A 24,936-nucleotide genomic window follows, 5' to 3' on the forward strand; every position below is an offset into this window, starting at 1 on the left:
AGAGGCCCGAACAGACAACAGAGATGTTGAGGTGTTTATGTATAACTGGATCGACGCCCTCGCCGACCTGCAAAACCGGGGTGAGCCCTGCGTGCTGGTGACCATCATCGAAGAGCTCGGCTCGACGCCGCGCAACGCTGGCTCGAAGATGGTCATCAGCGCGAACCAGAGCTTCGACACCATCGGTGGCGGGCACCTGGAATACAAGGCCATGAAGATCGCCCGCGAGATGCTCGCCAGTGGCAAGCAGGACACGCATCTGGAGCGCTTCAGCCTCGGTGCCAGCCTCGGCCAGTGCTGCGGTGGTGCAACCGTTTTGCTGTTCGAACCGATGGGGCAGGTTCAAGCGCAGATCGCCGTGTTCGGTGCTGGCCACGTCGGCCGCGCCCTCGTTCCGCTGCTGGCCAGTCTGCCTTGCCGGGTGCGCTGGATCGACTCGCGGGAGGAGGAATTCCCCGAGCATATCCCCCACGGTGTGCGCAAGATCGTCAGCGAAGAACCGGTGGATGAAATCGATGACCTGCCCGCCGGCAGCTACTGCATCGTGATGACCCACAACCATCAACTCGACCTCGAACTGACCGCTGCGATCCTCAAGCGCAACGACTTCGCCTACTTCGGCCTGATCGGTTCGAAGACCAAACGGGTGAAGTTCGAACATCGCCTGCGCGACCGCGGTTTCGACAACAGCGTCGTGCAACGCATGCGCTGCCCGATGGGCATCGGCGAAGTCAAAGGCAAGTTGCCTGTGGAAATCGCCATCTCCATCGCCGGTGAAATCATCGCCACCTATAACGCGAACTTCGGGCAGCACACCGCCAGCGCCGGATCGATTGCCAAACTGCTGCCTGCGTCACGCCGCAGCCAAGCCTCCAATTGAGAATCCCCATGCCACTGACTCGCAAAGCTTACCGCGCCGCCATCCTGCACAGCATCGCCGACCCCGCCATCGTTGGTATCGAAGCCTCCTACGAGTATTTCGAAGACGGCTTGCTGGTTGTGGATAACGGGCAGATCAGCGCCCTCGGCCACGCCAGCGAATTGCTGCCGACCCTGCCGGCTGACGTCGAAATCACCCACTATCAGGACGCACTGATCACTCCCGGCTTCATCGACACCCATATCCACCTGCCGCAAACCGGCATGGTCGGCGCCTACGGCGAGCAATTGCTGGACTGGCTCAACACCTACACCTTCCCGTGCGAAAGCCAGTTCGCCAACAAGGCCCATGCCGATGAAGTCGCGGACATTTTCATCAAGGAACTGCTGCGCAACGGCACCACCACTGCGCTGGTATTCGGAAGCGTGCACCCGCAATCGGTGAACTCGTTCTTCGAAGCCGCCGAGCAACTGGACCTGCGGATGATCGCCGGCAAGGTGATGATGGACCGCAACGCCCCGGACTACCTGACCGACACCGCCGAATCCAGCTACGTCGAAAGCAAGGCGCTGATCGAGCGCTGGCACGGCAAGGGTCGCCTGCACTATGCAGTGACGCCACGCTTCGCACCGACCAGCACCCCGGAACAGCTGACCCTGGCCGGCCAGTTGCTGACCGAGTACCCGGATCTGTACATGCAGACCCACATCAGCGAAAACCTCAAGGAAATCGAGTGGGTCAAGGCGCTGTTCCCGGAGCGCAAGGGTTACCTGGACGTCTACGACCACTACCGGTTGCTCGGCGAGCGCTCGGTGTTCGCCCACGGCGTGCACCTGTGCGATGACGAATGCGCGCGACTGGCGGAGACCGGTTCGGCCATCTCGTTCTGCCCGACCTCGAACTTCTTCCTCGGCAGCGGCCTGTTCAACCTGCCGATGGCCGAGAAGCACAACCTCAATGTCGGCATCGGCACCGATGTCGGCGGCGGCACCAGTTTCTCGCTGCTGCAAACCCTCAACGAAGCCTACAAGGTCATGCAACTGCAAGGTGCACGCCTGAGTCCGTTCAAGTCGCTGTACCTGGCCACCCTCGGCGGCGCTCGTGCGCTGCGCCTGGAAGACAAGATCGGCAACCTGCAACCGGGCACCGACGCCGACTTCCTCGTGCTGGACTACAACGCCACACCGCTGCTGGGCTATCGCCTGAAGCAGGCCAATAACATCGCCGAGACGTTGTTTGTGTTGATGACTCTGGGGGATGACCGGACTGTTCAGCAGACCTATGCGGCGGGGAACCTGGTGCATCAGCGCTAAGGTTTTTCCGGGCATAAAAAATCCCCTGCACTCTACGGTCCGGGGGATTTTTGTTGCCGGGCAGAAAGATCAAAAGATCGCAGCCTGCGGCAGCTCCTACAGGGAACGCGCCCCTCTGTAGGAGCTGCCGCAGGCTGCGATCTTTTAAAGCTTGGCGGTCGACCGCCCAGGCTTCTTGGTCTGCAGCAAATGCGAGAACACCGCATGCAGATCATCCGAAGCACTTTCTTCGTCGAGGTTGAGCTTGCTGTCGATGTGATCCATGTGATGCATCATCAGGTTGACCGCCAGTTCAGCGTCGCGCTTTTCGATGGCGTCGATCAGCTGGGTGTGCTCGTCGTAGGAGCAGTGAGAACGGTTGCCGCTTTCGTACTGGGCGATGATCAGCGACGTCTGGGACACCAGGCTGCGCTGGAAACTGATCAGCGGCGCGTTTTTCGCCGCTTCTGCCAGTTTCAGGTGGAATTCGCCCGACAGGCGGATGCCGGCACCACGGTCGCCACGGGAAAAGCTGTCGCGTTCGTCATTGACCATCTGGCGCAATTCGGCAATCTGCTCGGCGGTGGCGTGTTGCACCGCCAGCTCAGTGATCGCGCGCTCGACCAGACGCCGGGCCATGAACACCTGGCGCGCCTCTTCGACACTCGGACTGGCGACCACGGCGCCGCGATTCGGACGCAGCAGCACCACGCCCTCATGGGCCAGGCGCGACAAAGCGCGGCGAATGATGGTGCGGCTGACCCCGAAAATTTCCCCCAGCGCTTCTTCGCTCAACTTGGTGCCGGGCGCCAGGCGCTGTTCGAGGATGGCCTCGAAGATATGCGCGTAGACAATATCGTCCTGGGTACCGCTACGGCCGGCTTTGCCTGCTCGCGGTTGTTTCTTTAGGGGTTGCAACTGTTCGTTCATGGGCACTCGAGTCGGAAGAACTGCGGCGAATTGACGGTGACTGTATTACGGCACGGTGGGTCGCTGGCAAGTATCGCGTAAATAACATAGCGATTGTACACAATGGACGGTGGCAACACGACTGTACGGCTGAATGTTGCTTCGGCTGTATCGCAACGCCTGGTTACTTTTGAGTTTAGGCTTAAACCCGAAATCCGTGGGTTGAACAGATCCATTGTAGGAGCCGGCTTGCCGACGAAGGCGTCCTCGGGCTTTGTGCAAACCTTGAGGACGCCTTCGCTGGCAAGCCAGCTCCTACAGGGGCGAGCAGGATTTCGGATATTTTCATCCTTATAAGGAACACCACCGTCATGAACGACGCCACGCACGCGCAGCTCCGCCCTTTGGCCGACACCTCGCCCTCGGCCATCGTCGCTGGCTTCATCGCCATGATGACCGGTTACACCAGTTCCCTGGTGCTGATGTTCCAGGCCGGGCAAGCCGCAGGGCTAAGCAGCGGGCAGATTTCTTCGTGGATCTGGGCCATCTCGATCGGCATGGCGGTGTGCTCGATTGGCCTGTCCCTGCGCTATCGCACGCCGATCACCATTGCCTGGTCGACCCCCGGCGCCGCGCTGCTGATCACCAGCCTGGGCGGCGTGAGCTACGGCGAAGCCATCGGCGCCTACATCACCTGCGCGGTGCTGGTGACAATTTGCGGGCTGACCGGCAGCTTCGAACGGCTGATGAAAAAGATTCCCGCATCCCTGGCCGCCGCCCTGCTGGCGGGGATCCTGTTCAAGATCGGCAGCGAGATTTTCGTCGCAGCGCAAAACCGCACCGCCCTGGTACTGGGGATGTTTGTCACTTATCTGGTGGTCAAGCGCCTGTCGCCACGCTATGCGGTGTTGGCTGCATTGCTGATCGGCACGGCATTGTCGGGCTTCATGGGGCTGCTGGACTTCAGCGGTTTCCACCTGGAAGTGGCCACGCCGGTCTGGACCACGCCGCACTTCTCCCTGGCCGCGACCATCAGCATCGGCATCCCGCTGTTTGTCGTCGCCATGACCTCACAAAACATGCCCGGCATCGCCGTATTGCGCGCCGATGGTTACACGGTGCCCGCTTCGCCGCTGATCACCACCACCGGCATCGCCAGTTTGCTGCTGGCACCGTTCGGTTCCCACGGGATCAATCTGGCGGCGATCAGCGCGGCGATCTGCACCGGACCGCACGCCCATGAGGATCGCCACAAACGCTACACCGCAGCAGTCTGGTGCGGGGTTTTCTACGGGATCGCCGGGGTGTTCGGCGCGACGCTCGCAGCATTGTTTGCCGCGCTGCCCAAGGAACTGGTGCTGTCGATTGCGGCGCTGGCGTTGTTCGGCTCGATCATCAACGGCTTGAGCATCGCCATGAGCGAAGTGAAGGAACGTGAAGCAGCGCTGATCACCTTCATGGTCACGGCATCGGGGCTGACGCTGTTTTCCATCGGTTCGGCGTTCTGGGGGATTGTCGCGGGGGGTTTGACGTTGGTTATTCTGAATTGGCGCAAGGCCTGAAAAAGCAAAAGATCGCAGCCTTCGGCAGCTCCTACACAAGCATATGCGTACATCTGTAGGAGCTGTCGAGTGAAACGAGGCTGCGACCTTTCAATCTTCGCAAAAAAAACGGCGACCCTTGGGTCGCCGTTTTTTTAGAACATCAAGCTACCGGATTGATCGGCTTTTCCGGGTACCAGACGTCCAGCAGCGGGCTGACTTCAACGCTGGTCAGCTCGGTGCGGCCTTTGAGCCAGGCTTCAACGGCAGCGCGCTGTTCAGCGCTGACCGAGCCACGCTTCTGCAGGCAAACCAGACCGTAGTCGTCGCCGCCAACATAACCCAGACCGTTGGCTTCCATGGCTTCTTTGAGGAACGCATCGAGGAAAGCATCAATGGCTTCATCAGCCAAATCTTCTTTGAAATCCAGGTTCAGTTCGAAACCCAGCTCTTGAAATTCATCGACGCACAGTTTTTTGCGCAGACGCTGGGAACGGTTAGTCGCCATTGGAACAATCCTCTTAAGTAATAACGGGCGGCACTTTAGCAGTTTAAGCCGCCGATTGCCTGACTCTCTGGGCCACCACGCCTACCGTCGGTAAAAAAATAGCCGATCCAAATGCCCACGCACGGCCCAAGTGGTGACACCTTGGGGCATAATGCCGACACTTTCATGACCATTGAGGGAATTTATCTCCATGCCCTCACCTTATTTCCCCTCGGCTGTAGGGTTTTATTTCAGATGATCAAATCTTTGCGTCCATTGCTGTTGGCCGGTTTTCTTCTCCCACTGGCCCTCTCCGTTTCCGCCGCTCCAATCAATACCGCGTTGTCGCCCAACGTTGAAAAAGCCCTGAAAGCCAGCAAGTTGCAGGACAACGCCCTGTCGCTGGTGATGATCCCGCTCACCGGTCCCGGCACCCCGACGGTGTTCAATGCCGACGTGTCGGTCAACCCGGCGTCGACCATGAAACTTGTCACCACCTACGCGGCCCTGGAAATGCTCGGCCCGAACCACCAGTGGAAAACCGAGTTCTACACCGACGGCACCTTGAGTGGCGGCATTCTCAACGGCAACCTCTACCTCAAGGGTGGCGGCGATCCGAAGTTGAACATGGAAAAACTCTGGCTGCTGATGCGCGACCTGCGTGCCAACGGCGTGACCCAGGTCACCGGCGACCTGGTGCTGGATAAAACCTTCTTCGTACAACCGCAACTGCCGGAGTTCAATGACGACGGTAACGACGAGAACAAGCCGTTCCTGGTCAAACCTGACTCGCTGCTGGTCAACCTCAAGGCGCTGCGCTTTGTCGCACGCAATGATTCGGGCAAGGTGCTGGTCTCGGTTGAACCGCCGATTGCAACCATCCGCATCGACAACCAGGTCAAGGCCCTCAATTCCAAGCAATGCACTGGTGGCGTGCGTTACAACCCGGTGGCACAGACCGATGGCAGCGTGACCGTGACGGTCGGTGGCCAACTGGGTGAAGGCTGCAGCTCGCAGACCTACCTGTCGCTGCTCGACCACGCGACCTACACCGCTGGCGCCGTCCGCGCAATCTGGAAGGAACTGGGTGGCAGTATTCAGGGCAAGGATGTGCTGGCGCCTACACCGAAAGACGCCAAGGTCCTGGCCCGGGCGTTCTCGCCGGACCTGGCGGAAATCATCCGCGACATCAACAAGTACAGTAACAACACCATGGCCCAGCAGTTGTTCCTGAGCCTCGGTCAACGCTTCCGTACCGATGCCGATGGTGACGACGCCAAGGCCGCCCAGCGTGTCGTGCGTCAGTGGCTGGCGAAAAAGGGCATCACCGCGCCGCACCTGGTGATGGAGAACGGCTCCGGCCTGTCCCGTGCCGAGCGCGTCAGCGCCCGGGAAATGGCCTCGATGCTCGAAGCTGCGTGGCACAGCCCGTATGCCGCCGAGTACATCAGTTCGATGCCGATTGCCGGCACCGACGGCACCATGCGCAAACGCCTGAAGACCACTGCCATGCGCGGTGAAGCCCACGTCAAGACCGGCACCCTGAACACTGTGCGGGCGATTGCCGGTTTCAGTCGCGACGTCAACGGCAACACCTGGGCGGTGGTGGCGATCCTCAACGACAAGGCCCCGTTCGGCGCCTCTTCGGTGCTAGATCAGGTGCTGCTGGACCTGTACCGCCAACCGAAAATGCCGCAGACGGCTTCGGTGTTGTAGAGCATCACGAACCTGTAGGAGCTGCGATGCGGCGTTCCGACTTGCCAGCGAATGCGGCCGTTCAGTCAACATGAATGTTGAATGACAAATCGTCTTCGCTGGCAAGCCAGCTCCTACAGGGATTGCGTGCACCCTCTAGTTCATTTCCTCTTCTACTCGATCCCTTCCCGCCTGCTTCGCCGCATACACCCCCGAATCCGCGCGCAACAGCAAGGCATCGGCGCCCTCCCCGACCCGCCAACTGGCAATCCCGAAACTGGCGGTGACCGTACCGACACCTTCAATGGGTGAACTGCGCAAGCCTTGCCACAATTGCAGGGCCAACACGTAGGCATGTTCGCCGCTGATATCCGGGCACAGCACCATGAACTCCTCACCGCCCAGGCGGCAGAACACATCGGTGCGACGCAGCCGGTGACCGATCCGCTCGCACACTGCCTGCAACACCCGATCACCGATGGCATGGCCATGCAGGTCATTGATGCGCTTGAAATGGTCGATATCGAGCATGATCACCGACAGATCCCCACCGCCGCGCTCCACCCGGGCCATTTCGGTGGTCAAGCGCTCCTGGAAATAGCGCCGGTTGTGGATACCGGTCAGCGAATCGGTGACCGACAACGCGCGCAACTCTTCCTCCACCCGCTTCATATCGGAAATGTCCGAGACGTAGCCGTGCCACAGCACGCCGCCACCGGGCAGCTCCTCCGGCGTGGCCTCGCCACGCACCCAACGCAGACCCCGTTGCGGCAATTGCACGCGGTATTCCTCGCGCCACGGGCTGAGGGTGTCGGCCGAGGCGCGAATCGAGGCGCGGACCCGTGTGGTGTCCTGGGGGTGAATCCGGGTGAAAATCGCCTCGGCATTTTGCAGCAGCACGTCAGGTTCCAGCTCGTAGATCTCGCGAATGCCGTCGCTGGCGTAGATCACGCTGAATCGCCCGTCGAACTCCATCTTGAACTGGTAGATGCCACCGGGCACGTGGGCGCTGAGTTTCTTCAACAACAGGTCCCGCGCCGCGAGTGCCTCGTGGACCCGTTTGCGTTCGGTGATGTCGATGCACACCGCCAGGTGCCCGACCCACAGGCCTTGTTCGTCGAGCACTGGCGTGGCGAGCATGTTGACCATCAAATGGCTGCCATCGCCGCGCACCAGCGTCCACTCTCGCGCCTCGTGGTTGCCCTCCACCTCGCCTTCGACCAGCATCGCGTGGCAGGTTGGAACCGGCTTGCCATAGCGTGCGCTCAACTCCGCCGAACGAGCGACCAGTTCCCGGGGCAGGTGCAGGTTTTCCAGGGTCATGTGCCCCACCACCTCGGCGCTGGTATAGCCGAGCATCTGCTCGGCACCGGCGTTGAAGGTGCTAATGACGCCACGCAGGTCGGTGGCGATGATCGCAACCTGGGTAGCGGCATCCAGCACGCCACGCAACTGACCATGGGTACGACGCAGCTCCTGTTCTCGATCCCGCAGCTCCCGGGTGCGTTGCTCGACCAGTTTCAGCGCCCGTTGCCGCTGACTGACCAGCACATACAGCAAGGCACTGAGCAACACGCTGAGCAAACCACCTAACACCACCAGACTGGTCACGGAGGAATGGTTGGCCTGCAAGAACGCGTCGCTGGGCTGGATATCGACTTGATAGTCATGGTCGGCCATGCGCAACAGGCGCGTGGCGGACAACTCGCTGATAGCCGGCGGGTTGGCCGACTCGAACAGCACCTCGTGCTGCTCGTCGGTCGACAAATCGAGGATGCGCACCGAGAGATAGTCACGGCTCGCTTCCGGCAGTCCGTCCGCCAGCAACTGGCGCATGCTGATCACTGCCATGACATAACCGTAGGGTTTCGTGGCTTTGTGTTCCTGACTGTTATGTTGCGTGACCGGCGCGACCAGCAGCACGCCTCGCGCATAAGCCGGCTCGATACTCACCAGTTGCATCGGTTGCGACACCGCCATGCCACCACGCTGATCGGCCCGATCGAGCGTGGCACGCCGCAACGGCTGGGCCAGCAAGTCGTAACCGAGGGGAGAACCGAGTCTGCTTTGCGTCTGGCTATACAGGACCGCTACGTACTCATCTCGCTCGCCGGCCAGTTGCAATTGGCCGTCGGCGTTGAGCTCTCTCAGAGTGAAGCTGCTCAAGCCTTCGTCACGCACTCGCCCCTCAAACGCCGACCGCTCGTCACGAGTGATCCGTTCGGCATAGGAATAAGCCTGGGTTCGCAGGAGCAAAGGTTGGGTGTAGCCGTCGAATTCCGCTCGGGACACCGAATCGGAATTGGCGAAAAACCGGCGCAGGCCGTCGAGGCGCTGCTCCTGATCTTCGAAACGCTCTTCGATACGGCTGTAACGTTCACTGGCCAGCAGTTGGAAACGTTGCCGCAATTGATGGTGAAACAGATTAAGTGTCGACCACGCCAGCAACCCGGTGAGCACCCCGCCGACCAGCAATACCAGCAGCGCGACCAACCAGGCCGACGCATCTTCGCTGATAAAACCCAGGATCTTGGGGCGCACGGCGTGCAACGACATAAAACACAACTCAAAACGCCAGGTGCGGGAAAGCCCTTTGGCCTAGAGTTGAGTTATAGCTATTAGCCACTAATTTGACCAGCACTGATGGGATCCTGTAGGAGCAGCCGGTCGACGCTCGAGTGCTCGCGATGGTAGCAAGAGTACCGCGTGACTCCAGAAGGCACGCGTTATCGTCATCGACCATCGCGAGCAGAGCTCGCTCCTACAGTGAATCAACACAGCTATTTAGCGAGCCATGATTTTCCAGGCGCGATGGATCTTGGCATTGCGGGAAAAATCCGGATCGATGGTCTGGGCAGTGATTTCCTCGACCGCATAACGCTCGCCGAGATTGGCTTCCAGTTCAAACTTGCGGAAGTTGTTGGAGAAGTACAACACGCCGCCGGGCGCCAGTCGCGCCATGGCCAGGTCGATCAGTTGCACCTGGTCGCGCTGCACGTCGAAGACACCTTCCATGCGCTTGGAGTTGGAGAACGTCGGCGGATCGATGAAGATCAGGTCGTACTCGTCACGACTGGCTTCGAGCCACGCCATCACATCGCCCTGCTCCAGGCGGTTCTTGTCGGAAAAACCGTTCAGCGACAGGTTGCGCCGCGCCCAGTCCAGATAGGTTTTCGACAGGTCGACACTGGTGGTGCTGCGCGCGCCGCCCTTGGCCGCATGCACACTGGCCGTCGCGGTGTAGCAGAACAGATTGAGGAAGCGTTTGCCCGCCGCCTCTTTCTGGATACGCATGCGCATCGGCCGATGGTCGAGGAACAGACCGGTGTCGAGGTAGTCGGTGAGGTTCACCAGCAGCTTCACGCCGCCTTCATTGACCTCGACGAACTTGCCCTGCGCCGCCTGGCGCTCGTACTGCCTGGTGCCGCTCTGACGCTCGCGGCGTTTTACCACCACGCGGCTCTTGTCGATGTTCAACGCCTGCGGGATGGCTGCCAGGGCATCGAACATGCGCCCCGAGGCCTTTTCCGGATCGATGGATTTCGGCGCGGCGTACTCCTGGACGTGGACCCAATCCTGATACAGGTCGATGGCCATGGAGTATTCCGGCATGTCGGCATCGTACACGCGGTAGCAGTCGATGCCTTCACGCTTGACCCACTTGCCCAGGGTCTTGAGGTTCTTTTGCAGGCGGTTGGCGAACATCTGCCCGCCTTCGCTCAGGCGCGGCTGCTCGATCACCGGAGCCGGTGCCGGCGTCGGTTTGATCGGGTTGCCGTTTTTGTTGAACTTGCGTTCTTGCGGTTCGTTCGGCGCCTGATCGTAAGCAGCTTGCTCACGCTCGACCTGGCGCTGTTCCGGAGTACGACGCTCGCCGGTGACGAACTGATCCGGCAGCACCTTGATCAGCAGCAGCTTGCACGGCAAGGCGCCGTTCCAGAACGAATACTGCTTGTGGCTGCGGATCCCCATGCGCTTGCCCAGGTCCGGCGCACCGGTGAACACCGCCGCCTCCCAGTTCAGGCAGGCCTGACGCAGGCGCTCGCCGAGGTTCTGGTAGAGGTAGAGCAGGCTCGCTTCGTCACCCAGACGCTCGCCGTATGGAGGGTTGCAGATCACCAGGCCTTTCTGGTTCTGGTCCGGGCGCGGCTCGAAAGTCGCGACCTCACCCTGGTAGATTTTGATCCACTCGCTCAGGCCGGCACGCTCGACGTTGTTACGACCCGGTTGGATCAGCCGTGGATCGGCTTCATAGCCGCGAATCCACAATGGTGTTTTGGCCAGGCCGGCCGCTGCACGTTCGGAAGCTTCTTCGTGCAGTTTTTTCCACAGCGCCGGGACGTGACCGAGCCAGGCGGTGAAGCCCCACTGCTCGCGACGCAGGTTCGGCGCGATGTCGGCGGCGATCATCGCCGCTTCCACCAGGAAGGTACCGACACCGCACATCGGGTCGGCCAGCGCGCCGCCTTCGGCCGCGATACGTGGCCAGCCGGAACGAATCAGGATGGCGGCCGCGAGGTTTTCCTTCAGCGGTGCCGCGCCTTGCTGCAGGCGATAGCCGCGCTGGTGCAGGCTGTGACCGGACAGGTCAAGGGACAGAATGGCTTCGCCACGGTCCAGGCGCAGGTGAATGCGCAGGTCCGGGTTGAGCTTGTCGATGGACGGACGGTCGCCTTGCGGAGTACGCAGCTTGTCGACGATGGCGTCCTTGACCTTCAACGCACCGAAGTGAGTGTTGTCGATGCCCGAGCCATGACCGCTGAATTCGACGGCCAGGGTGCCGTCATTGAGCATGTGGTCTTGCCACTCGATGTCCAGCACGCCGTGGTACAGGTCTTCGGCGTCCTTCATCGGAAAACGCTTGAGCACCAGCAGCACGCGGTTGGCCAGGCGCGACCACAGGCACAGGCGATAAGCGGTTTCCATGGTGGCCATGCCGCGCACGGCAGAGGTGTGCTCCCGCGCTTCCTCAAGGCCAAGCCCGACGGCTTCCTCGATGAGCAGGCCTTCAAGGCCTTTTGGGCAAGTGAGGAAGAGTTCGAAACGATCGGACATGGGAATTCCAGAACCTTTAGCTGAGTGACCGGGCAACGCATTGCCGGTCCGGTTTTCAATCAGGCGCTTTTCTCGAAGAGCGCCCGCGTGGCACGAAGGTGTGCCGTTCCACCCCTGCTGCCCGGGTTAAATGAGCTTAGATGCAAGGACAGATAAAAAAGTTGATGCAACAAAATGTCATAAATCGACCCTTCGTCGAATAGTGCTTCCCGGCAACGGGAGCCATTCTCACTAAAGGATTAAGCCCATCATCCAGCGCAGGGCCGATCATACCGGGGTTTGGCCAATAAATACGCTACAAACGCTCTGTTACTTATGGCGTTAGCACATGAACAGTTACGTCCTTATGACAAAACGATCATTCCCTCGATGTGACGCATTGGTTAGAACTCAATACAGGTTGGCGCTGCAATGACGCCAACACCTTGGCTCGTCACGCCGGCAACGAGCCCCCAACGGCAGAGTTTTCTGCCAGACCTCAATTGAGGTCGACGCGATAAATACAGTCAACAAGTGAGGGCAACACCCTATGAGAAGACTTAAGCGTGATCCGTTGGAAAGAGCATTTTTGCGCGGATATCAATATGGCGTTGGTGGTAAATCCCGTGAGCTTTGCCCCTTTACTCTACCGTCGGTACGTCAAGCCTGGATCAACGGCTGGCGAGAAGGACGCGGCGACAACTGGGACGGTATGACCGGCACTGCGGGAATCCACAAACTCAACGAACTTCACGCCGTCGGCTAATTACAGGGCACAACACTCCGACACGACAATCTGATTTTGTACCGAGTTAACCATGCGCGTCCCATCCGGACGGCGGGCTCCGGCCCAAGGGCTCCTTTAAAGGAGCCCTTTTTTATGCCTGCCAGAAACACCGCCACAAAAAAGCCCTTCAAGTAGCCCTCAGCGCAGGGCCGCGATGGCGTCTACCGACTCACGAATCAGCGCCGGGCCTTTGTAGATGAAGCCCGAGTAGATCTGCACCAGGCTCGCGCCTGCGGTGATTTTTTCTGCGGCGTGCTTGCCTTCGGTAATGCCGCCGGCAGCGATGATCGGCAGCCGACCACCCAGTTCCGATGCCAGCACTGTCACGGTGTGGGTGCTCTTGTCGCGAACCGGTGCGCCGGACAAACCACCGCCTTCGTCACCATGCTCCAAGCCTTCGACGCCTACGCGGCTCAGGGTGGTGTTAGTCGCAATGACGGCATCCATTCCGGTTTCGATCAGCGCTTGCGCAACCTGTGCGGTTTCTTCGTCGCTCATGTCCGGCGCGATCTTGATCGCCAGCGGTACATGTTTGCCATGACGCAATGCCAGTTCCGCGCGGCGCTCGGCCAGATCGGCCAGCAACTGCTTGAGCGAGTCGCCGAATTGCAGGCTGCGCAGGCCCGGCGTGTTCGGCGAACTGACGTTGACCGTCACATAGCTGGCGTGGGCGTAAACCTTGTCCAGGCAGATCAGGTAGTCGTCCACGGCACGCTCGACCGGCGTATCGAAGTTCTTGCCAATGTTGATGCCCAGCACGCCCTTGTACTTGGCCGCTGCCACGCGAGCCAGCAAGTGATCGACGCCGAGGTTGTTGAAACCCATGCGATTGATGATCGCCTCGGCTTCCGGCAAACGGAACAGGCGTGGCTTCGGGTTGCCCGGCTGCGGACGCGGCGTGATGGTGCCGATTTCGACAAAACCGAAACCCAGTTGGGCGAAACCATCGATGGCCGCACCGTTCTTGTCCAGACCGGCGGCCAGTCCCACCGGATTCGGGAAGTCCAGGCCCATGACATTCACCGGCATCTTCGCCGGGGCCTTGCACAGCAAGCCGTTGAGCCCAAGACGCCCGCCCGCGCCGATCAGGTCCAGGGACAGATCGTGGGAGGTTTCCGGGGAGAGTTTGAACAACAGCTGACGGGCCAGGGTGTACATGGGCGGATTTGACTCGATTGGCGGCGAATTGAGGCGGCGATTATAGCCGGGCAACGGGGTGGCAAGCGAGGCGCGTAATCAAATCAACAGATAATGGCATATGCCTTGCACCACTCTGGGCACCAGCACCCATGCCAACGACCGAATGTGTGCAAAGACAATGGCGTCGTCCCCGGCCTGCTCACGCAAGAACTCGGGACGACGTTTTTTTTGCAAGGTGAACACGCGATGAACGAAACGTCAGCCGACCCTCTGGCCTGGGTCAATGGCAGCGATGCCCCGGAAAAAACCGAAATCAATCTCGGCTTCATGGCCCTGAGCGACTGCGCCTCGGTGGTGGTCGCCGCCACCCAGGGCTTCGCCCAACCCCACGGCTTGACCCTGAACCTCAAGCGTCAGTCGTCCTGGGCCAACCTGCGGGACAAACTGGTCAGCGGTGAACTCGATGCCGCCCACAGCCTCTACGGTCTGATTTATGCCGTACACCTGGGCATCGGTGGCGTGGCCGCGACCGACATGGCTGTGTTGATGGGCCTGAATCAGAACGGCCAGAGCATCAACCTGTCCCGCGGCTTGCAGGCGCTTGGAGTGACCAGTCCTGAAGCACTGGATCGGCACGTGCACCAAACTCGCTCAAAACTCACCTTCGCCCAGACGTTTCCAACCGGCACCCACGCCATGTGGTTGTATTACTGGCTCGCCAGCCAGGGCATTCACCCATTGCAGGATGTCGACAGCGTGGTGGTGCCGCCACCGCAAATGGTCGCGCACCTGCGAGCCGGGCGTATCGACGGGTTCTGCGTCGGCGAACCCTGGTCCGCCAGCGCCGTGCAACAGGACCTCGGCTTCACCCTGGCCACGACCCAGACCCTCTGGCCCGATCATCCGGAAAAAGTCCTCGGCTGCACCCGCGCGTTCGTCGAGCAATACCCCAATACTGCCCGGGCGTTGGTGATGGCGGTTCTGGAGGCCAGCCGTTTCATCGAAGAAAGCACCGAGAATCGCCGCAGTACCGCACAATTGCTCAGTGCCGATCAGTACCTTGACGCGCCACTGGACTGTATCGAACCGCGCCTGCTGGGCGAATACGCCGACGGCCTTGGCCATCGCTGGCAAGACCCGCACGCACTGCGCTTGCACGGGGATGGCGAGGTCAACCTGCCGTACCTGTCCGACGGCATGTGGTTCATGACCCAGTTCCGCCGCTGGGGCTTGTTGCGCGATGACCCGGACTATCTCGCTGTGGCCCGGCAGGTCCAGCAACTGGACCTCTACCGTGAGGCCGCCAGTGCCGTCGGCGTCGCCTCACCAGCTGAGGAAATGCGCAGCAGCCAGTTGATCGACGGCAAGATCTGGGACGGCTCGGACCCGGCCGGTTATGCCCGCAGTTTCAAACTGCACGCCATGAGCGACAGCTCCCATCGATCCGCCAGCCGCTGACAGGAGACCACGAACATGCTGCGTATCCTGCTGATCAACGACACCGCCAAGAAAGTCGGACGCCTGAAGGCCGCCTTGACCGAAGCCGGATTTGAAGTGATCGATGAATCCGGCCTGACCATCGACCTGCCCGAACGCGTCGAAACGGTGCGTCCGGATGTGATTCTGATCGATACCGAGTCACCGGGTCGCGATGTCATGGAACAAGTGGTGCTGGTGACTCGCGACCAGCCACGACCGATAGTGATGTTCACCGACGAACACGACCCCGGTGTGATGCGACAGGCGATCAAGTCCGGAGTCAGTGCCTACATCGTCGAAGGCATTCACGCACAACGCCTGCAGCCGATTCTCGATGTGGCCATGGCACGCTTCGAAAGCGATCAGGCCTTGCGTGCCCAGTTGCAAGCCCGCGACCAGCAACTGGCCGAGCGCAAGCGCATCGAACTGGCCAAGGGGCTGCTGATGAAAATGAAGGACTGCAACGAGGAAGAAGCCTACACGCTGATGCGCCGCCAGGCGATGAGCCGACAGCAGAAGCTGATTCAAGTGGCGGAGCAGATTATTGCCATGAGCGAATTATTGGGTTGAACAACAAAAGATCGCAGCCTTCGGCAGCTCCTACAGGGGAATGTGTGCACCCCGTAGGAGCTGCCGAAGGCTCGGGCCGCGTTCGGACGATCTTTTTTGCTTTACGCACATTTCCGATATGGCACAGATCTGGCTAGGTAATCACCACAGGTAACCAACGGCGGTTGCCCCACCTACGACAAAGACGTCGCGCACCTCATTTGCCCCTGGCGAATCGGGTGGCGGCGTTTTTTCGTTTTGGCCCCACAGCACGGGGCCGGTGGTGCGGCCGTATCGGCGCCCCACCTGCAAGCTCATGACTCCTTTCGAGACTCTTCACAGCTGAGGTGCGCAATGAATTCAAGCTTCTGGAAATCCGGCCATACACCCACATTGTTCGCAGCCTTCCTCTATTTCGACCTGAGTTTCATGGTCTGGTACCTGCTCGGTCCTTTGGCGGTACAGATCGCTGCCGACCTGCACCTGACGACGCAGCAACGGGGACTGGTGGTTGCCACGCCGATTCTGGCCGGGGCTGTATTGCGCTTTGCGATGGGCCTGCTGGCTGATCGCCTGTCGCCAAAAACCGCCGGGATAATCGGCCAGGTGATCGTCATCTGCGCCCTGTTCGTCGCCTGGAAAGTCGGCATTCACAGTTACGAGCAAGCGCTGTTGCTGGGCCTGTTCCTCGGCATGGCCGGTGCGTCCTTCGCCGTCGCCCTGCCGCTGGCCTCGCAATGGTATCCGCCCCAGCACCAAGGCAAAGCCATGGGCATCGCCGGTGCCGGCAACTCGGGCACTGTGCTCGCCGCACTGATTGCCCCGGTACTGGCCGCCATGTTTGGCTGGAGCAACGTGTTCGGCTTCGCCCTGATCCCGCTGATCCTGACCTTGATCGTCTTCGCCTGGCTGGCCAAAAATGCACCCGAGCGCCCGAAAGCCAAGTCTGTGTCTGACTATTTCAAGGCCCTGGGTGACCGCGACAGCTGGTGGTTCATGTTTTTCTACAGCGTGACCTTCGGTGGTTTTATCGGTCTGGCCAGTGCCCTGCCCGGCTACTTCAACGACCAATACGGCCTGAGCCCGGTGACCGCCGGCTACTACACTGCTGCATGTGTGTTCGGTGGCAGCCTGATGCGTCCTCTGGGCGGCGCGCTGGCGGATCGCTTTGGCGGGATTCGTACCTTGCTGGCGATGTACACCGTGGCGGCGATCTGCATTGCGACAGTGGGTTTCAATCTGCCGAGCTCCTACGCCGCACTGGCGCTTTTCGTCTGCACCATGCTCGGTCTGGGCGCAGGCAATGGCGCGGTATTCCAGTTGGTGCCCCAGCGTTTTCGCCGGGAAATCGGCGTGATGACCGGCCTGATCGGCATGGCCGGCGGCATCGGTGGCTTCGCACTGGCCGCCGGCATGGGCGCAATCAAACAAAGCACCGGCAGCTATCAACTGGCCTTGTGGTTGTTCGCAAGCCTCGGTGTACTTGCCTGGTTCGGTCTGCACGGTGTGAAACGTCGCTGGAGAACCACTTGGGGTTCGGCCGCCGTCACCGCAGCACGGGTGTGAGGACTGAATGAGCCTGCAACTGAGCTTCGCCGAACACAGCGCCATCGGCCCCCGCGAGGAGAACCAGGACGCTCTGCGCCTGGTCACTCCGGCCCCGGCGCTGGCGGCGAGCAAGGGTTACCTGTTCGCCATCGCCGACGGCGTCAGCCAATGCGCCGATGGCGGTCTCGCGGCCCGTTCGACCTTGCAGGCCCTGGCGCTGGACTACTACGCCACCCCGGAAACCTGGGGCGTCGCCCAGGCATTGGACCGTCTGTTACTGGCGCAAAATCGCTGGTTGCAGGCGAACGGTGGCGGGCAACCGCTGCTGACCACTGTCAGTGCCTTGGTGATGCGTGGCCGGCGTTTCACCCTGGCGCATGTCGGCGATTGCCGGGTTTATCGCTGGCACGCCGACACGCTGCAACGGGTGAGTGAGGATCACGTCTGGGACCAGCCGGGCATGCAGCATGTGCTCAAACGGGCCTTGGGACTGGATCAACACCTGGTGCTGGACTTTCTCGATGGCGAACTACGGCTGAATGAGAGTTTCGTGCTGCTCAGCGACGGCATCTGGGCCGTGCTGGGCGACACCGCCATTGCGGGCATTTTGCGCGATCAACCTGACCTGAACAGTGCCGCGCAGACCCTGGTCAGCGCTGCGCATCTGGCCGGCAGCCAGGACAACGCCAGCGCCCTGCTGGTGCGGGTCGATGCCCTCGGTGAAACCAGCATTGGCGATGCACTGATTCATCTGCAGCAATGGCCACTCCCGCCCGCGCTGAAGCCAGGCCAGCCTTTCGAAGGCTGGCAGGTCGAAGGGATCCTCGGCCAGAGCCAGCAATCGCTGCTCTACCGGGTGCGCGACGCACAACAACAGCCCTGGCTGCTGAAAACCTTGCCCAGTGCGCTACGTGACGATCACCAGGCCGGGCAGGCGTTGTTGTCGGAGGAATGGTTTCTCAAGCGTGTGGCCGGGCGGCATTTTCCTGAAGTCCATGCCGCCAGTCAGCGTCAGCATTTGTACTACGTGATGCGGGAATATTCCGGGTCGACCTTGGCTGAGCTGCATGAGCGTGTCGCAACGCTGCCATTGGCTCAATGGCTGGACCTGGCCGAACGCCTGCTGCGAGCTATCGGCATCTTGCATCGACGGCAAATTCTGCATCGCGATATCAAACCGGAGAACCTGCTGCTAGGGGACGACGGCGAGTTGCGCCTGCTGGATTTCGGCCTCGCCTATTGTCCCGGGCTGTCCGAAGATCAAGCTTGCGCCCTGCCCGGAACGCCCAGCTATATCGCGCCGGAAGCCTTTCGAGGTGACCCTCCTACACCACAACAGGATTTGTATGCAGTCGGCGTGACCTTGTATTACCTGCTGACCGGGCATTATCCCTACGGCGAAATCGAAGCGTTTCAACGCCCTCGATTTGGTGTGCCTGTCAGCGCCAGTCGCTACCGGCCCGACCTGCCGGAATGGATCGCGCAAAGCCTGGAGCGCGCAGTGGCGGCGGCTCCGGATCAGCGCTTTGAAACAGCGGAAGAATGGTTGTTGCTACTGGAACAGGGAGAACGACGCAGTTTGAGCGTGCGCCCCAGACCGTTGCTGGAGCGCGAACCGCTGAAAGTCTGGCGGACGTTGGCGCTGGTGTCGTTGCTGGTGAATCTGGTGCTGTTGTTTTTGCTGTTTCATGGTTGAGCTGTTTATTGACCCCAAAAGATCAAAAGATCGCAGCCTGCACCAGCTCTTACGGGTGGCCCACGATCCCCTGTAGGAGCTGGCGCAGCCTGCGATCTTTTGATCTTTCTGCTTCAAAACCGGGCATAGCGCATTGAACCGGTGCACGCAAACACCCTCCTTCCACGGTGAGAGCCCATAAATTCGGCATTTGGGCGACTTGGCACAACCGCTGCATTACCTTTTCCAACATACATAAAGCCCAGCCTTCAACGTAGAAAGCTGCGCTGCCCGAGAGAACGGGACAAGGACAAAGGCGTCCTCGCTAGTTAACTGGCGAGACGCCTTTTTTTGTTTGCGCAAAATTTTGTCGAGCAAGGCCTGAATGCCCTGATGAGGCAGGCCCGAGCTCCCCGGAGAACCTGATGAAAAAACTAAAACTGGTGATGATCGGCAACGGCATGGCCGGGGTTCGCACCCTGGAAGAACTGCTCAAGCTGAGTAATGAGCTGTACGACATCACGGTCTTCGGCGCCGAACCCCATACCAACTACAACCGCATCCTGCTGTCGCCCGTACTGGCCGGCGAACAGACCTTCGAAGAGATCGTGCTCAACGACCTGGACTGGTACCTGGAAAACAACATCAAGCTGCTGCTCAACCGCAAGGTGGTGGAGATCGACCGGGTCAAGCGCCGGGTCATTGCCGAAGACGGCAGCGAAGCCGAATACGATCGCCTGCTCATCGCCACCGGCTCGACACCTTTCATCCTGCCCATTCCCGGCAACACCCTTGAGGGCGTGATCGGCTACCGCGACATCGCCGACACCCAGGCCATGATCGACACCGCGAAAACCCACCGCCACGCCGTAGTGATCGGTGGCGGCCTGCTCGGCCTGGAGGCTGCCAACGGCCTGATGCTGCGGGGCATGCACGTGACCGTGGTGCATATCGGTGAGTGGTTGCTGGAGCGGCAGCTGGACAAGACCAGCGGCCAACTGCTGCAAACCGCCCTGGAGTCTCGCGGCCTGCATTTCCGTCTGTGCGAGCAGACCCAGGCCCTGCACGACGCGGGCAATGGCCGGGTCGGTTCGGTGCAATTCAAGAACGGCGACATCATCCCCGCTGACCTGGTAGTGATGGCCGCCGGCATTCGCCCCAATACCGAACTGGCGGAGAAATCCGGCATTCCGTGCAGCCGCGGGATTCTGGTCAACGACACCCTGCAAACCTACGACCCACGGATCTATGCCATCGGCGAGTGTGCCAGCCACCGCGGCATCGCCTATGGTTTGGTGGCGCCGCTGTTCGAACAGGCCAAAGTCTGCGCCAACCACCTGGCCCAACTGGGTTTTGCCACCTACAAGGGTTCGGTGACCTCGACCAAATTGAAGGTTACCGGTATCGACCTGTTCTCCGCCGGCGACTTCATGGGCGGTGAAGGCACCGAGACCATCACCCTCTCGGACCCGATTGGCGGCGTCTACAAGAAACTGGTGATCAAGGATGACGTGCTGGTCGGCGCCTGTCTGTACGGCGATACGGCGGATGGCGGCTGGTATTTCCGGCAGATCCGCGAGAATCACGCCATCGACGAGATCCGCGATCACTTGATGTTCGGTGAAAATGCACTGGGCGACGTAGGACATCAGGGCCAGGACAAAGCCATGAGCATGGCCGACACGGCCGAAGTCTGCGGCTGCAACGGTGTGTGCAAAGGCACCATCGTCAAGGCCATTCAGGAACATGGGCTATTCAGTGTCGACGACGTCAAGAAACACACCAAGGCTGCCAGCTCCTGCGGTTCCTGCGCCGGCCTCGTCGAACAGATCCTGATCAACACCGTGGGCGGCGCCGCGGACGTCAAACCAAAAAGCGAAAAGGCCATCTGCGGCTGCAGCGACCTCAATCACGGGCAAATCCGCCAGGCCATCCGCGAGCAGCACCTGCTGACCATCGCCGGCACCATGAGCTACCTGAACTGGCGCACACCCAACGGCTGCGCCACCTGCCGGCCGGCGCTCAACTACTACCTGATTTCCACCTGGCCAGGGGAAGCCAGGGACGACCCGCAATCGCGCCTGATCAACGAAAGGGCTCACGCCAACATTCAGAAAGACGGCACTTACTCTGTAGTCCCGAGGATGTGGGGCGGTGTGACCAATCCTTCGGAACTGCGGCGCATTGCCGATGTTGCCGACAAGTACAACGTGCCGATGGTCAAAGTCACCGGTGGTCAGCGCATCGACTTGCTAGGCATCCGCAAGCAAGACCTGCCGGGGGTATGGAAAGACCTGGACATGCCGTCCGGCCACGCCTACGGCAAATCCATCCGCACGGTGAAAACCTGCGTCGGCAGCGAGTTCTGCCGCTTTGGCACCCAGAACTCAACACAGTTGGGTATCGAACTGGAACATGACCTGTTCAACATGTGGTCACCGCACAAGGTGAAACTGGCTGTCTCCGGTTGCCCGCGCAACTGCTCGGAAGCCGGCATCAAGGATGTGGGAATTATCGGCGTGGACTCCGGCTGGGAGATGTACATCGGTGGCAACGGCGGGATCAAGACCGAAGTCGCGGAATTCTTCGTCAAACTGAAAACCGCTGAAGAAGTCCGCGAATACAACGGTGCGTTCCTGCAGCTCTATCGCGAAGAAGCCTTCTACCTCGAACGCACCGTGCACTACCTGCAACGGGTCGGCATGGAACACATCAAGAAAGCCGTGCTGGAAGATCCGGAGCGTCGCAAAGCGCTCAACGATCGCCTGCAATTCTCCCTGTCGTTCGAACAGGACCCGTGGAAGGAGCGCCTGGAACAGCCCCTGCTGAAAAAAGAATTCGACGTCATCCCCGTGAAAAACCTGGAGGTGCTGGCATGAACTGGCTGGATATCTGCGCACTGGAAGAGATCAATGCCCTGGGCTCGCGGATCATCGCCGGGCCAAAGGGAGACATCGCAATTTTTCGTACCAGCGACGACGAAGTGTTCGCCCTCGACGACCGCTGCCCGCACAAGGGCGGCCCGTTGTCCCAAGGTCTGGTCTACGGCAAGCGGGTGGCCTGCCCGTTGCACAACTGGCAAATCGACCTGGAAAGCGGCGAAGCCCTGGCCCCGGACATCGGCTGTACCCATCACCATCTCGCCCGGGTGGAAAACGGCCGGGTGATGCTGGCCCTGCGGGATGCAGGCTGATGGACCGCCAGATCACTGCATCCACCTGCTGTTACTGCGGGGTCGGCTGTGGCGTGCTGATCGAACACGACGGCGAGCGCATCCTCGGCGTCAGCGGCGACCCGGCGCACCCGGCCAATTTCGGCAAACTGTGCAGCAAGGGCTCGACCCTGCACCTGACCGGCGACGAGACCGCGCGGGCGCTGTACCCCGAACTGCGCCTCGGCAAAGGCCTGGCCCGCCACCGCACCGACTGGGATACCGCCCTCGATCACGCCGCCAGCGTTTTTGCCGCGACCATTGCCGAACATGGCCCGGACAGCGTGGCGTTTTACATTTCCGGGCAACTGTTGACCGAGGACTACTACGCCTTCAACAAGCTGGCACGTGCCCTGGTGGGTACCAACAACATCGACAGCAATTCGCGGCTGTGCATGTCCTCGGCGGTGGTCGGCTACAAGCGCAGCCTGGGTGCCGACGCCCCGCCCTGCAGCTACGAAGACCTGGAGCTGAGCGATTGCGTGATGATCGTCGGCAGCAACATGGCCTACGCCCATCCGGTGCTGTTCCGTCGGCTGGAAGAGGCCAAAGTCCGCCGGCCGCAGATGAAGGTCATCGTCATTGACCCACGTCGTACAGACACCTGCGATCTGGCTGATCTGCACCTGCCGATCTTGCCGGGCACCGATGTCGCTTTATTCCATGGGATTTTGCATTTGCTGCTGTGGGAAGACTGGATCGATCGTGACTTCATCAAGGACCATACCGAAGGCTTGCCCGAGCTGAAGAAACTGGTGCGCGATTACACACCGCAGATGGTGTCGCAGCTGTGCGGAATCAGCGTTGAGCAACTGCAGCAATGCACTGAATGGGTCGGTACTTCACCGTCTTTCCTGTCGTTGTGGTGCATGGGGTTGAACCAGTCCACCGCTGGCAGCGCGAAAAACAGTGCACTGATCAATCTGCACCTGGCCACCGGGCAAATTGGTCGCCCGGGTGCAGGACCTTTCTCGTTGACCGGTCAGCCGAATGCCATGGGTGGGCGGGAAACCGGTAGCCTGTCTAACCTGCTGCCGGGTCATCGTGACGCAGCCAACCCTGAGCACCGTGCCGACGTGGCCGCTTACTGGGGCGTTGATCAACTGCCCGAAAACCCGGGGCTGACTGCCATCGAGTTGTTTGAGCAGGTGGGCAACGGAAAGATCAAAGCCTTGTGGATCGCCTGCACCAACCCCGCGCAATCTCTACCCGATCAGACTGCCGTGCGCGCGGCACTGCAAGCCTGCCCATTCGTGGTCTTGCAGGAGGCCTTTCGCACCACTGAAACCGCCAGGTTTGCCGACCTGTTGTTGCCCGCCGCCAGTTGGGGCGAAAAGGACGGTACGGTGACCAACTCCGAACGGCGTATTTCCCACGTCCGCCGCGCGATCGCCGCACCAGGTGAAGCGCGTCCGGACTGGGCGATCACGGTGGATTTCGCACAGCGCCTGGAGAAACATCTGCGTCCGGAAGCGACCAGCCTGTTTGCCTTTGAAACCCCGGCACAGGTCTTCGACGAATACAAACAGCTGACGCGTGGCCGGGATCTGGATTTGTCCGGGATCAGCCACGGGTTGATCGACAAAATCGGCCCGCAACAATGGCCCTTTCCTACGGGGTCCAGCGCAGGCACCGCCCGCCTCTATCTCGACGGCACTTTCCCGACTTCCAGCGGACGCGCGCAGTTCGTGGCCGATCCCTATCGCGCCGCCAAGGAACAACGTGAGGCGCGTTTCCCGCTAACGCTGATCACCGGTCGTCTGCGCGATCAATGGCACGGCATGAGCCGCACCGGCACCGCCGCGCAGTTGTTCGGTCATGTCAGTGAAGCCGTATTGAGCCTGCACCCGGATGAGCTGCGCCGGCATCGCCTGCAAACCGGCGATTTGATCAGCCTGAAAAGCCGCCGCGGCGCGGTGATCTTGCCGGTCGCCAGTGACGATAGCGTGCGTCCGGGCCAAGCCTTCTTGCCGATGCATTTTGGTGACCGTTTCCTCAAGGGGGGCGTGAACAGCCTCACCCTGCCCGCCTTCGACCCGTTGTCGAAACAACCGGAACTCAAACACAGCGGCGTGCGCCTGGAACCGGTGCATTTACCTTGGCACCTTTTTGCGCTGATAGAGGGCGATGTCCAACAACACTTTGAGACTCTGCGCCCCCTCTGCGAGGCGTTTTCCTACGTCAGCCTCAGTTTGACCGGTCGTGAGCGCCCTGCGCTGCTTATACGCGCTGCCAGCGCCACGGCGCCAGATCCGCAACTGCTGCGCGATATCGATCAATGCCTGGGGCTAAACGATGGACCGGTCCTGGCCTACGACGATCCACGACGCTCCATCGGTAAGCGGGTGCGGATCGAGAACGGCCGGATCACAGCGATCCGCTTGGCGGGTGAAACCCTCGCCCGGCACTGGCTGCAAAACCTCTGGCTCGAAGGTCGCTCCGATGAACAACTACGGCGCTGGCTGCTCGCGCCACTGAGTGCCCCACCGGGCCAGGTTGACGCCGAAGCGATCGGCAACAAAACCCTGTGCAACTGCAAAAACGTCAGCCAAAACGCGGTCTGCGCTGGCATCCGCCGCGGCCTGGACTTGCCGGGTTTGAAACAAGAATTGGGTTGCGGCACGCAATGCGGCTCCTGCGTCCCGGAAATCAAGCGTTTGCTGGCCGCCACCGCGCAGCCGCAAGCCGCCATCTCGTGAGGAAAACACT

Annotated in this window: 17 protein-coding genes; 12 read left to right on the forward strand and 5 right to left on the reverse strand. The window is 60.7% G+C overall.

All coding sequences use genetic code 11. The annotated features are described in order from the left end of the window. The first annotated feature begins 37 nt into the window (after positions 1-37). Complete coding sequence (gene xdhC, locus AC1D19_RS03265; RefSeq protein WP_477755851.1) at positions 38-880, forward strand: xanthine dehydrogenase accessory protein XdhC; 843 nt, start codon at positions 38-40, stop codon at positions 878-880. 8 nt (positions 881-888) lie between these two features. Next, positions 889-2,193: a guanine deaminase gene (gene guaD / locus AC1D19_RS03270; protein ID WP_477762384.1), complete on the forward strand. Its 1,305-nt coding sequence runs from the start codon at positions 889-891 to the stop codon at positions 2,191-2,193. 144 nt (positions 2,194-2,337) lie between these two features. Here guaD and AC1D19_RS03275 read toward each other — a convergent pair whose 3' ends face one another. Further along, positions 2,338-3,102 carry a GntR family transcriptional regulator gene (locus tag AC1D19_RS03275; protein WP_008050187.1) on the reverse strand — a complete coding sequence of 255 codons (765 nt, stop codon included), beginning with the start codon at positions 3,100-3,102 and terminating at the stop codon, positions 2,338-2,340. Positions 3,103-3,452: 350 nt separating this feature from the next. Between AC1D19_RS03275 and AC1D19_RS03280 the strand changes: the two genes are divergently transcribed. Continuing rightward, positions 3,453-4,643 carry a benzoate/H(+) symporter BenE family transporter gene (locus AC1D19_RS03280; RefSeq protein ID WP_477762385.1) on the forward strand — a complete coding sequence of 397 codons (1,191 nt, stop codon included), beginning with the start codon at positions 3,453-3,455 and terminating at the stop codon, positions 4,641-4,643. 142 nt (positions 4,644-4,785) lie between these two features. Here the strand turns inward: AC1D19_RS03280 and AC1D19_RS03285 are convergent, their stop codons facing one another. Further along, positions 4,786-5,130, reverse strand: coding sequence for a YggL family protein (locus AC1D19_RS03285; protein ID WP_007971486.1), 345 nt, complete (start codon positions 5,128-5,130; stop codon positions 4,786-4,788). Between the two features lie 234 nt (positions 5,131-5,364). Here AC1D19_RS03285 and dacB point away from each other — a divergent pair, with 234 nt between their 5' ends. Next, positions 5,365-6,825 (forward strand): D-alanyl-D-alanine carboxypeptidase/D-alanyl-D-alanine endopeptidase, encoded by a 1,461-nt coding sequence (gene dacB, locus AC1D19_RS03290; RefSeq protein ID WP_477752616.1) that lies wholly within the window; start codon positions 5,365-5,367, stop codon positions 6,823-6,825. A gap of 135 nt (positions 6,826-6,960) precedes the next feature. Here the strand turns inward: dacB and AC1D19_RS03295 are convergent, their stop codons facing one another. Beyond that, positions 6,961-9,360: a sensor domain-containing diguanylate cyclase gene (locus AC1D19_RS03295; protein WP_477762386.1), complete on the reverse strand. Its 2,400-nt coding sequence runs from the start codon at positions 9,358-9,360 to the stop codon at positions 6,961-6,963. A 228-nt stretch (positions 9,361-9,588) separates the two neighbouring features. Then, positions 9,589-11,859, reverse strand: a complete 2,271-nt coding sequence (rlmKL, locus tag AC1D19_RS03300; protein ID WP_477762387.1) for a bifunctional 23S rRNA (guanine(2069)-N(7))-methyltransferase RlmK/23S rRNA (guanine(2445)-N(2))-methyltransferase RlmL — start codon at positions 11,857-11,859, stop codon at positions 9,589-9,591. A 529-nt stretch (positions 11,860-12,388) separates the two neighbouring features. Between rlmKL and rmf the strand changes: the two genes are divergently transcribed. Beyond that, the gene (rmf, locus tag AC1D19_RS03305) at positions 12,389-12,604 is read left to right on the forward strand and encodes a ribosome modulation factor (protein ID WP_150745412.1); all 216 of its coding nucleotides are present in this window, start codon (positions 12,389-12,391) and stop codon (positions 12,602-12,604) included. Positions 12,605-12,763: 159 nt separating this feature from the next. Here rmf and AC1D19_RS03310 read toward each other — a convergent pair whose 3' ends face one another. Continuing rightward, positions 12,764-13,783 carry a quinone-dependent dihydroorotate dehydrogenase gene (locus tag AC1D19_RS03310; protein ID WP_477752612.1) on the reverse strand — a complete coding sequence of 340 codons (1,020 nt, stop codon included), beginning with the start codon at positions 13,781-13,783 and terminating at the stop codon, positions 12,764-12,766. Between the two features lie 228 nt (positions 13,784-14,011). Here AC1D19_RS03310 and AC1D19_RS03315 point away from each other — a divergent pair, with 228 nt between their 5' ends. The 7 genes from AC1D19_RS03315 to AC1D19_RS03345 all read left to right on the forward strand — a co-directional run bounded on the left by AC1D19_RS03315 (position 14,012) and on the right by AC1D19_RS03345 (position 24,926). Beyond that, on the forward strand, positions 14,012-15,223 hold the full coding sequence (locus AC1D19_RS03315; protein WP_477752611.1) for a CmpA/NrtA family ABC transporter substrate-binding protein: 1,212 nt from the start codon (positions 14,012-14,014) through the stop codon (positions 15,221-15,223). 15 nt (positions 15,224-15,238) lie between these two features. Next, entirely contained in the window at positions 15,239-15,814 is a 576-nt protein-coding gene (locus AC1D19_RS03320) for an ANTAR domain-containing response regulator (RefSeq protein ID WP_108218906.1), read from the forward strand. A 333-nt stretch (positions 15,815-16,147) separates the two neighbouring features. After that, entirely contained in the window at positions 16,148-17,359 is a 1,212-nt protein-coding gene (locus AC1D19_RS03325; protein ID WP_477752610.1) for a nitrate/nitrite transporter, read from the forward strand. A 7-nt stretch (positions 17,360-17,366) separates the two neighbouring features. Beyond that, entirely contained in the window at positions 17,367-19,037 is a 1,671-nt protein-coding gene (locus tag AC1D19_RS03330) for a bifunctional protein-serine/threonine kinase/phosphatase (protein ID WP_477762388.1), read from the forward strand. Between the two features lie 404 nt (positions 19,038-19,441). Continuing rightward, positions 19,442-21,895 carry a nitrite reductase large subunit NirB gene (nirB, locus tag AC1D19_RS03335; RefSeq protein ID WP_477752608.1) on the forward strand — a complete coding sequence of 818 codons (2,454 nt, stop codon included), beginning with the start codon at positions 19,442-19,444 and terminating at the stop codon, positions 21,893-21,895. Next, the gene (nirD, locus tag AC1D19_RS03340) at positions 21,892-22,209 is read left to right on the forward strand and encodes a nitrite reductase small subunit NirD (protein ID WP_477762389.1); all 318 of its coding nucleotides are present in this window, start codon (positions 21,892-21,894) and stop codon (positions 22,207-22,209) included. Before nirB ends, nirD begins: the two co-directional genes overlap by 4 nt. Continuing rightward, positions 22,209-24,926, forward strand: coding sequence for a nitrate reductase (locus tag AC1D19_RS03345; RefSeq protein WP_477762390.1), 2,718 nt, complete (start codon positions 22,209-22,211; stop codon positions 24,924-24,926). Before nirD ends, AC1D19_RS03345 begins: the two co-directional genes overlap by 1 nt. Positions 24,927-24,936: the final 10 nt, after the last annotated feature.

This window comes from Pseudomonas sp. P1_C12, from assembly GCF_056406435.1.

What these genes read in the sequence shown, in the direction of transcription:
- xdhC (WP_477755851.1), top strand. Translation starts at nt 38, where the DNA reads ATGTATAACTGGATCGACGCCCTCGCCGACCTGCAAAACCGGGGTGAG.
- guaD (WP_477762384.1), top strand. Translation starts at nt 889, where the DNA reads ATGCCACTGACTCGCAAAGCTTACCGCGCCGCCATCCTGCACAGCATC.
- AC1D19_RS03275 (WP_008050187.1), bottom strand. Translation starts at nt 3,102, where the DNA reads ATGAACGAACAGTTGCAACCCCTAAAGAAACAACCGCGAGCAGGCAAA.
- AC1D19_RS03280 (WP_477762385.1), top strand. Translation starts at nt 3,453, where the DNA reads ATGAACGACGCCACGCACGCGCAGCTCCGCCCTTTGGCCGACACCTCG.
- AC1D19_RS03285 (WP_007971486.1), bottom strand. Translation starts at nt 5,130, where the DNA reads ATGGCGACTAACCGTTCCCAGCGTCTGCGCAAAAAACTGTGCGTCGAT.
- dacB (WP_477752616.1), top strand. Translation starts at nt 5,365, where the DNA reads ATGATCAAATCTTTGCGTCCATTGCTGTTGGCCGGTTTTCTTCTCCCA.
- AC1D19_RS03295 (WP_477762386.1), bottom strand. Translation starts at nt 9,360, where the DNA reads ATGTCGTTGCACGCCGTGCGCCCCAAGATCCTGGGTTTTATCAGCGAA.
- rlmKL (WP_477762387.1), bottom strand. Translation starts at nt 11,859, where the DNA reads ATGTCCGATCGTTTCGAACTCTTCCTCACTTGCCCAAAAGGCCTTGAA.
- rmf (WP_150745412.1), top strand. Translation starts at nt 12,389, where the DNA reads ATGAGAAGACTTAAGCGTGATCCGTTGGAAAGAGCATTTTTGCGCGGA.
- AC1D19_RS03310 (WP_477752612.1), bottom strand. Translation starts at nt 13,783, where the DNA reads ATGTACACCCTGGCCCGTCAGCTGTTGTTCAAACTCTCCCCGGAAACC.
- AC1D19_RS03315 (WP_477752611.1), top strand. Translation starts at nt 14,012, where the DNA reads ATGAACGAAACGTCAGCCGACCCTCTGGCCTGGGTCAATGGCAGCGAT.
- AC1D19_RS03320 (WP_108218906.1), top strand. Translation starts at nt 15,239, where the DNA reads ATGCTGCGTATCCTGCTGATCAACGACACCGCCAAGAAAGTCGGACGC.
- AC1D19_RS03325 (WP_477752610.1), top strand. Translation starts at nt 16,148, where the DNA reads ATGAATTCAAGCTTCTGGAAATCCGGCCATACACCCACATTGTTCGCA.
- AC1D19_RS03330 (WP_477762388.1), top strand. Translation starts at nt 17,367, where the DNA reads ATGAGCCTGCAACTGAGCTTCGCCGAACACAGCGCCATCGGCCCCCGC.
- nirB (WP_477752608.1), top strand. Translation starts at nt 19,442, where the DNA reads ATGAAAAAACTAAAACTGGTGATGATCGGCAACGGCATGGCCGGGGTT.
- nirD (WP_477762389.1), top strand. Translation starts at nt 21,892, where the DNA reads ATGAACTGGCTGGATATCTGCGCACTGGAAGAGATCAATGCCCTGGGC.
- AC1D19_RS03345 (WP_477762390.1), top strand. Translation starts at nt 22,209, where the DNA reads ATGGACCGCCAGATCACTGCATCCACCTGCTGTTACTGCGGGGTCGGC.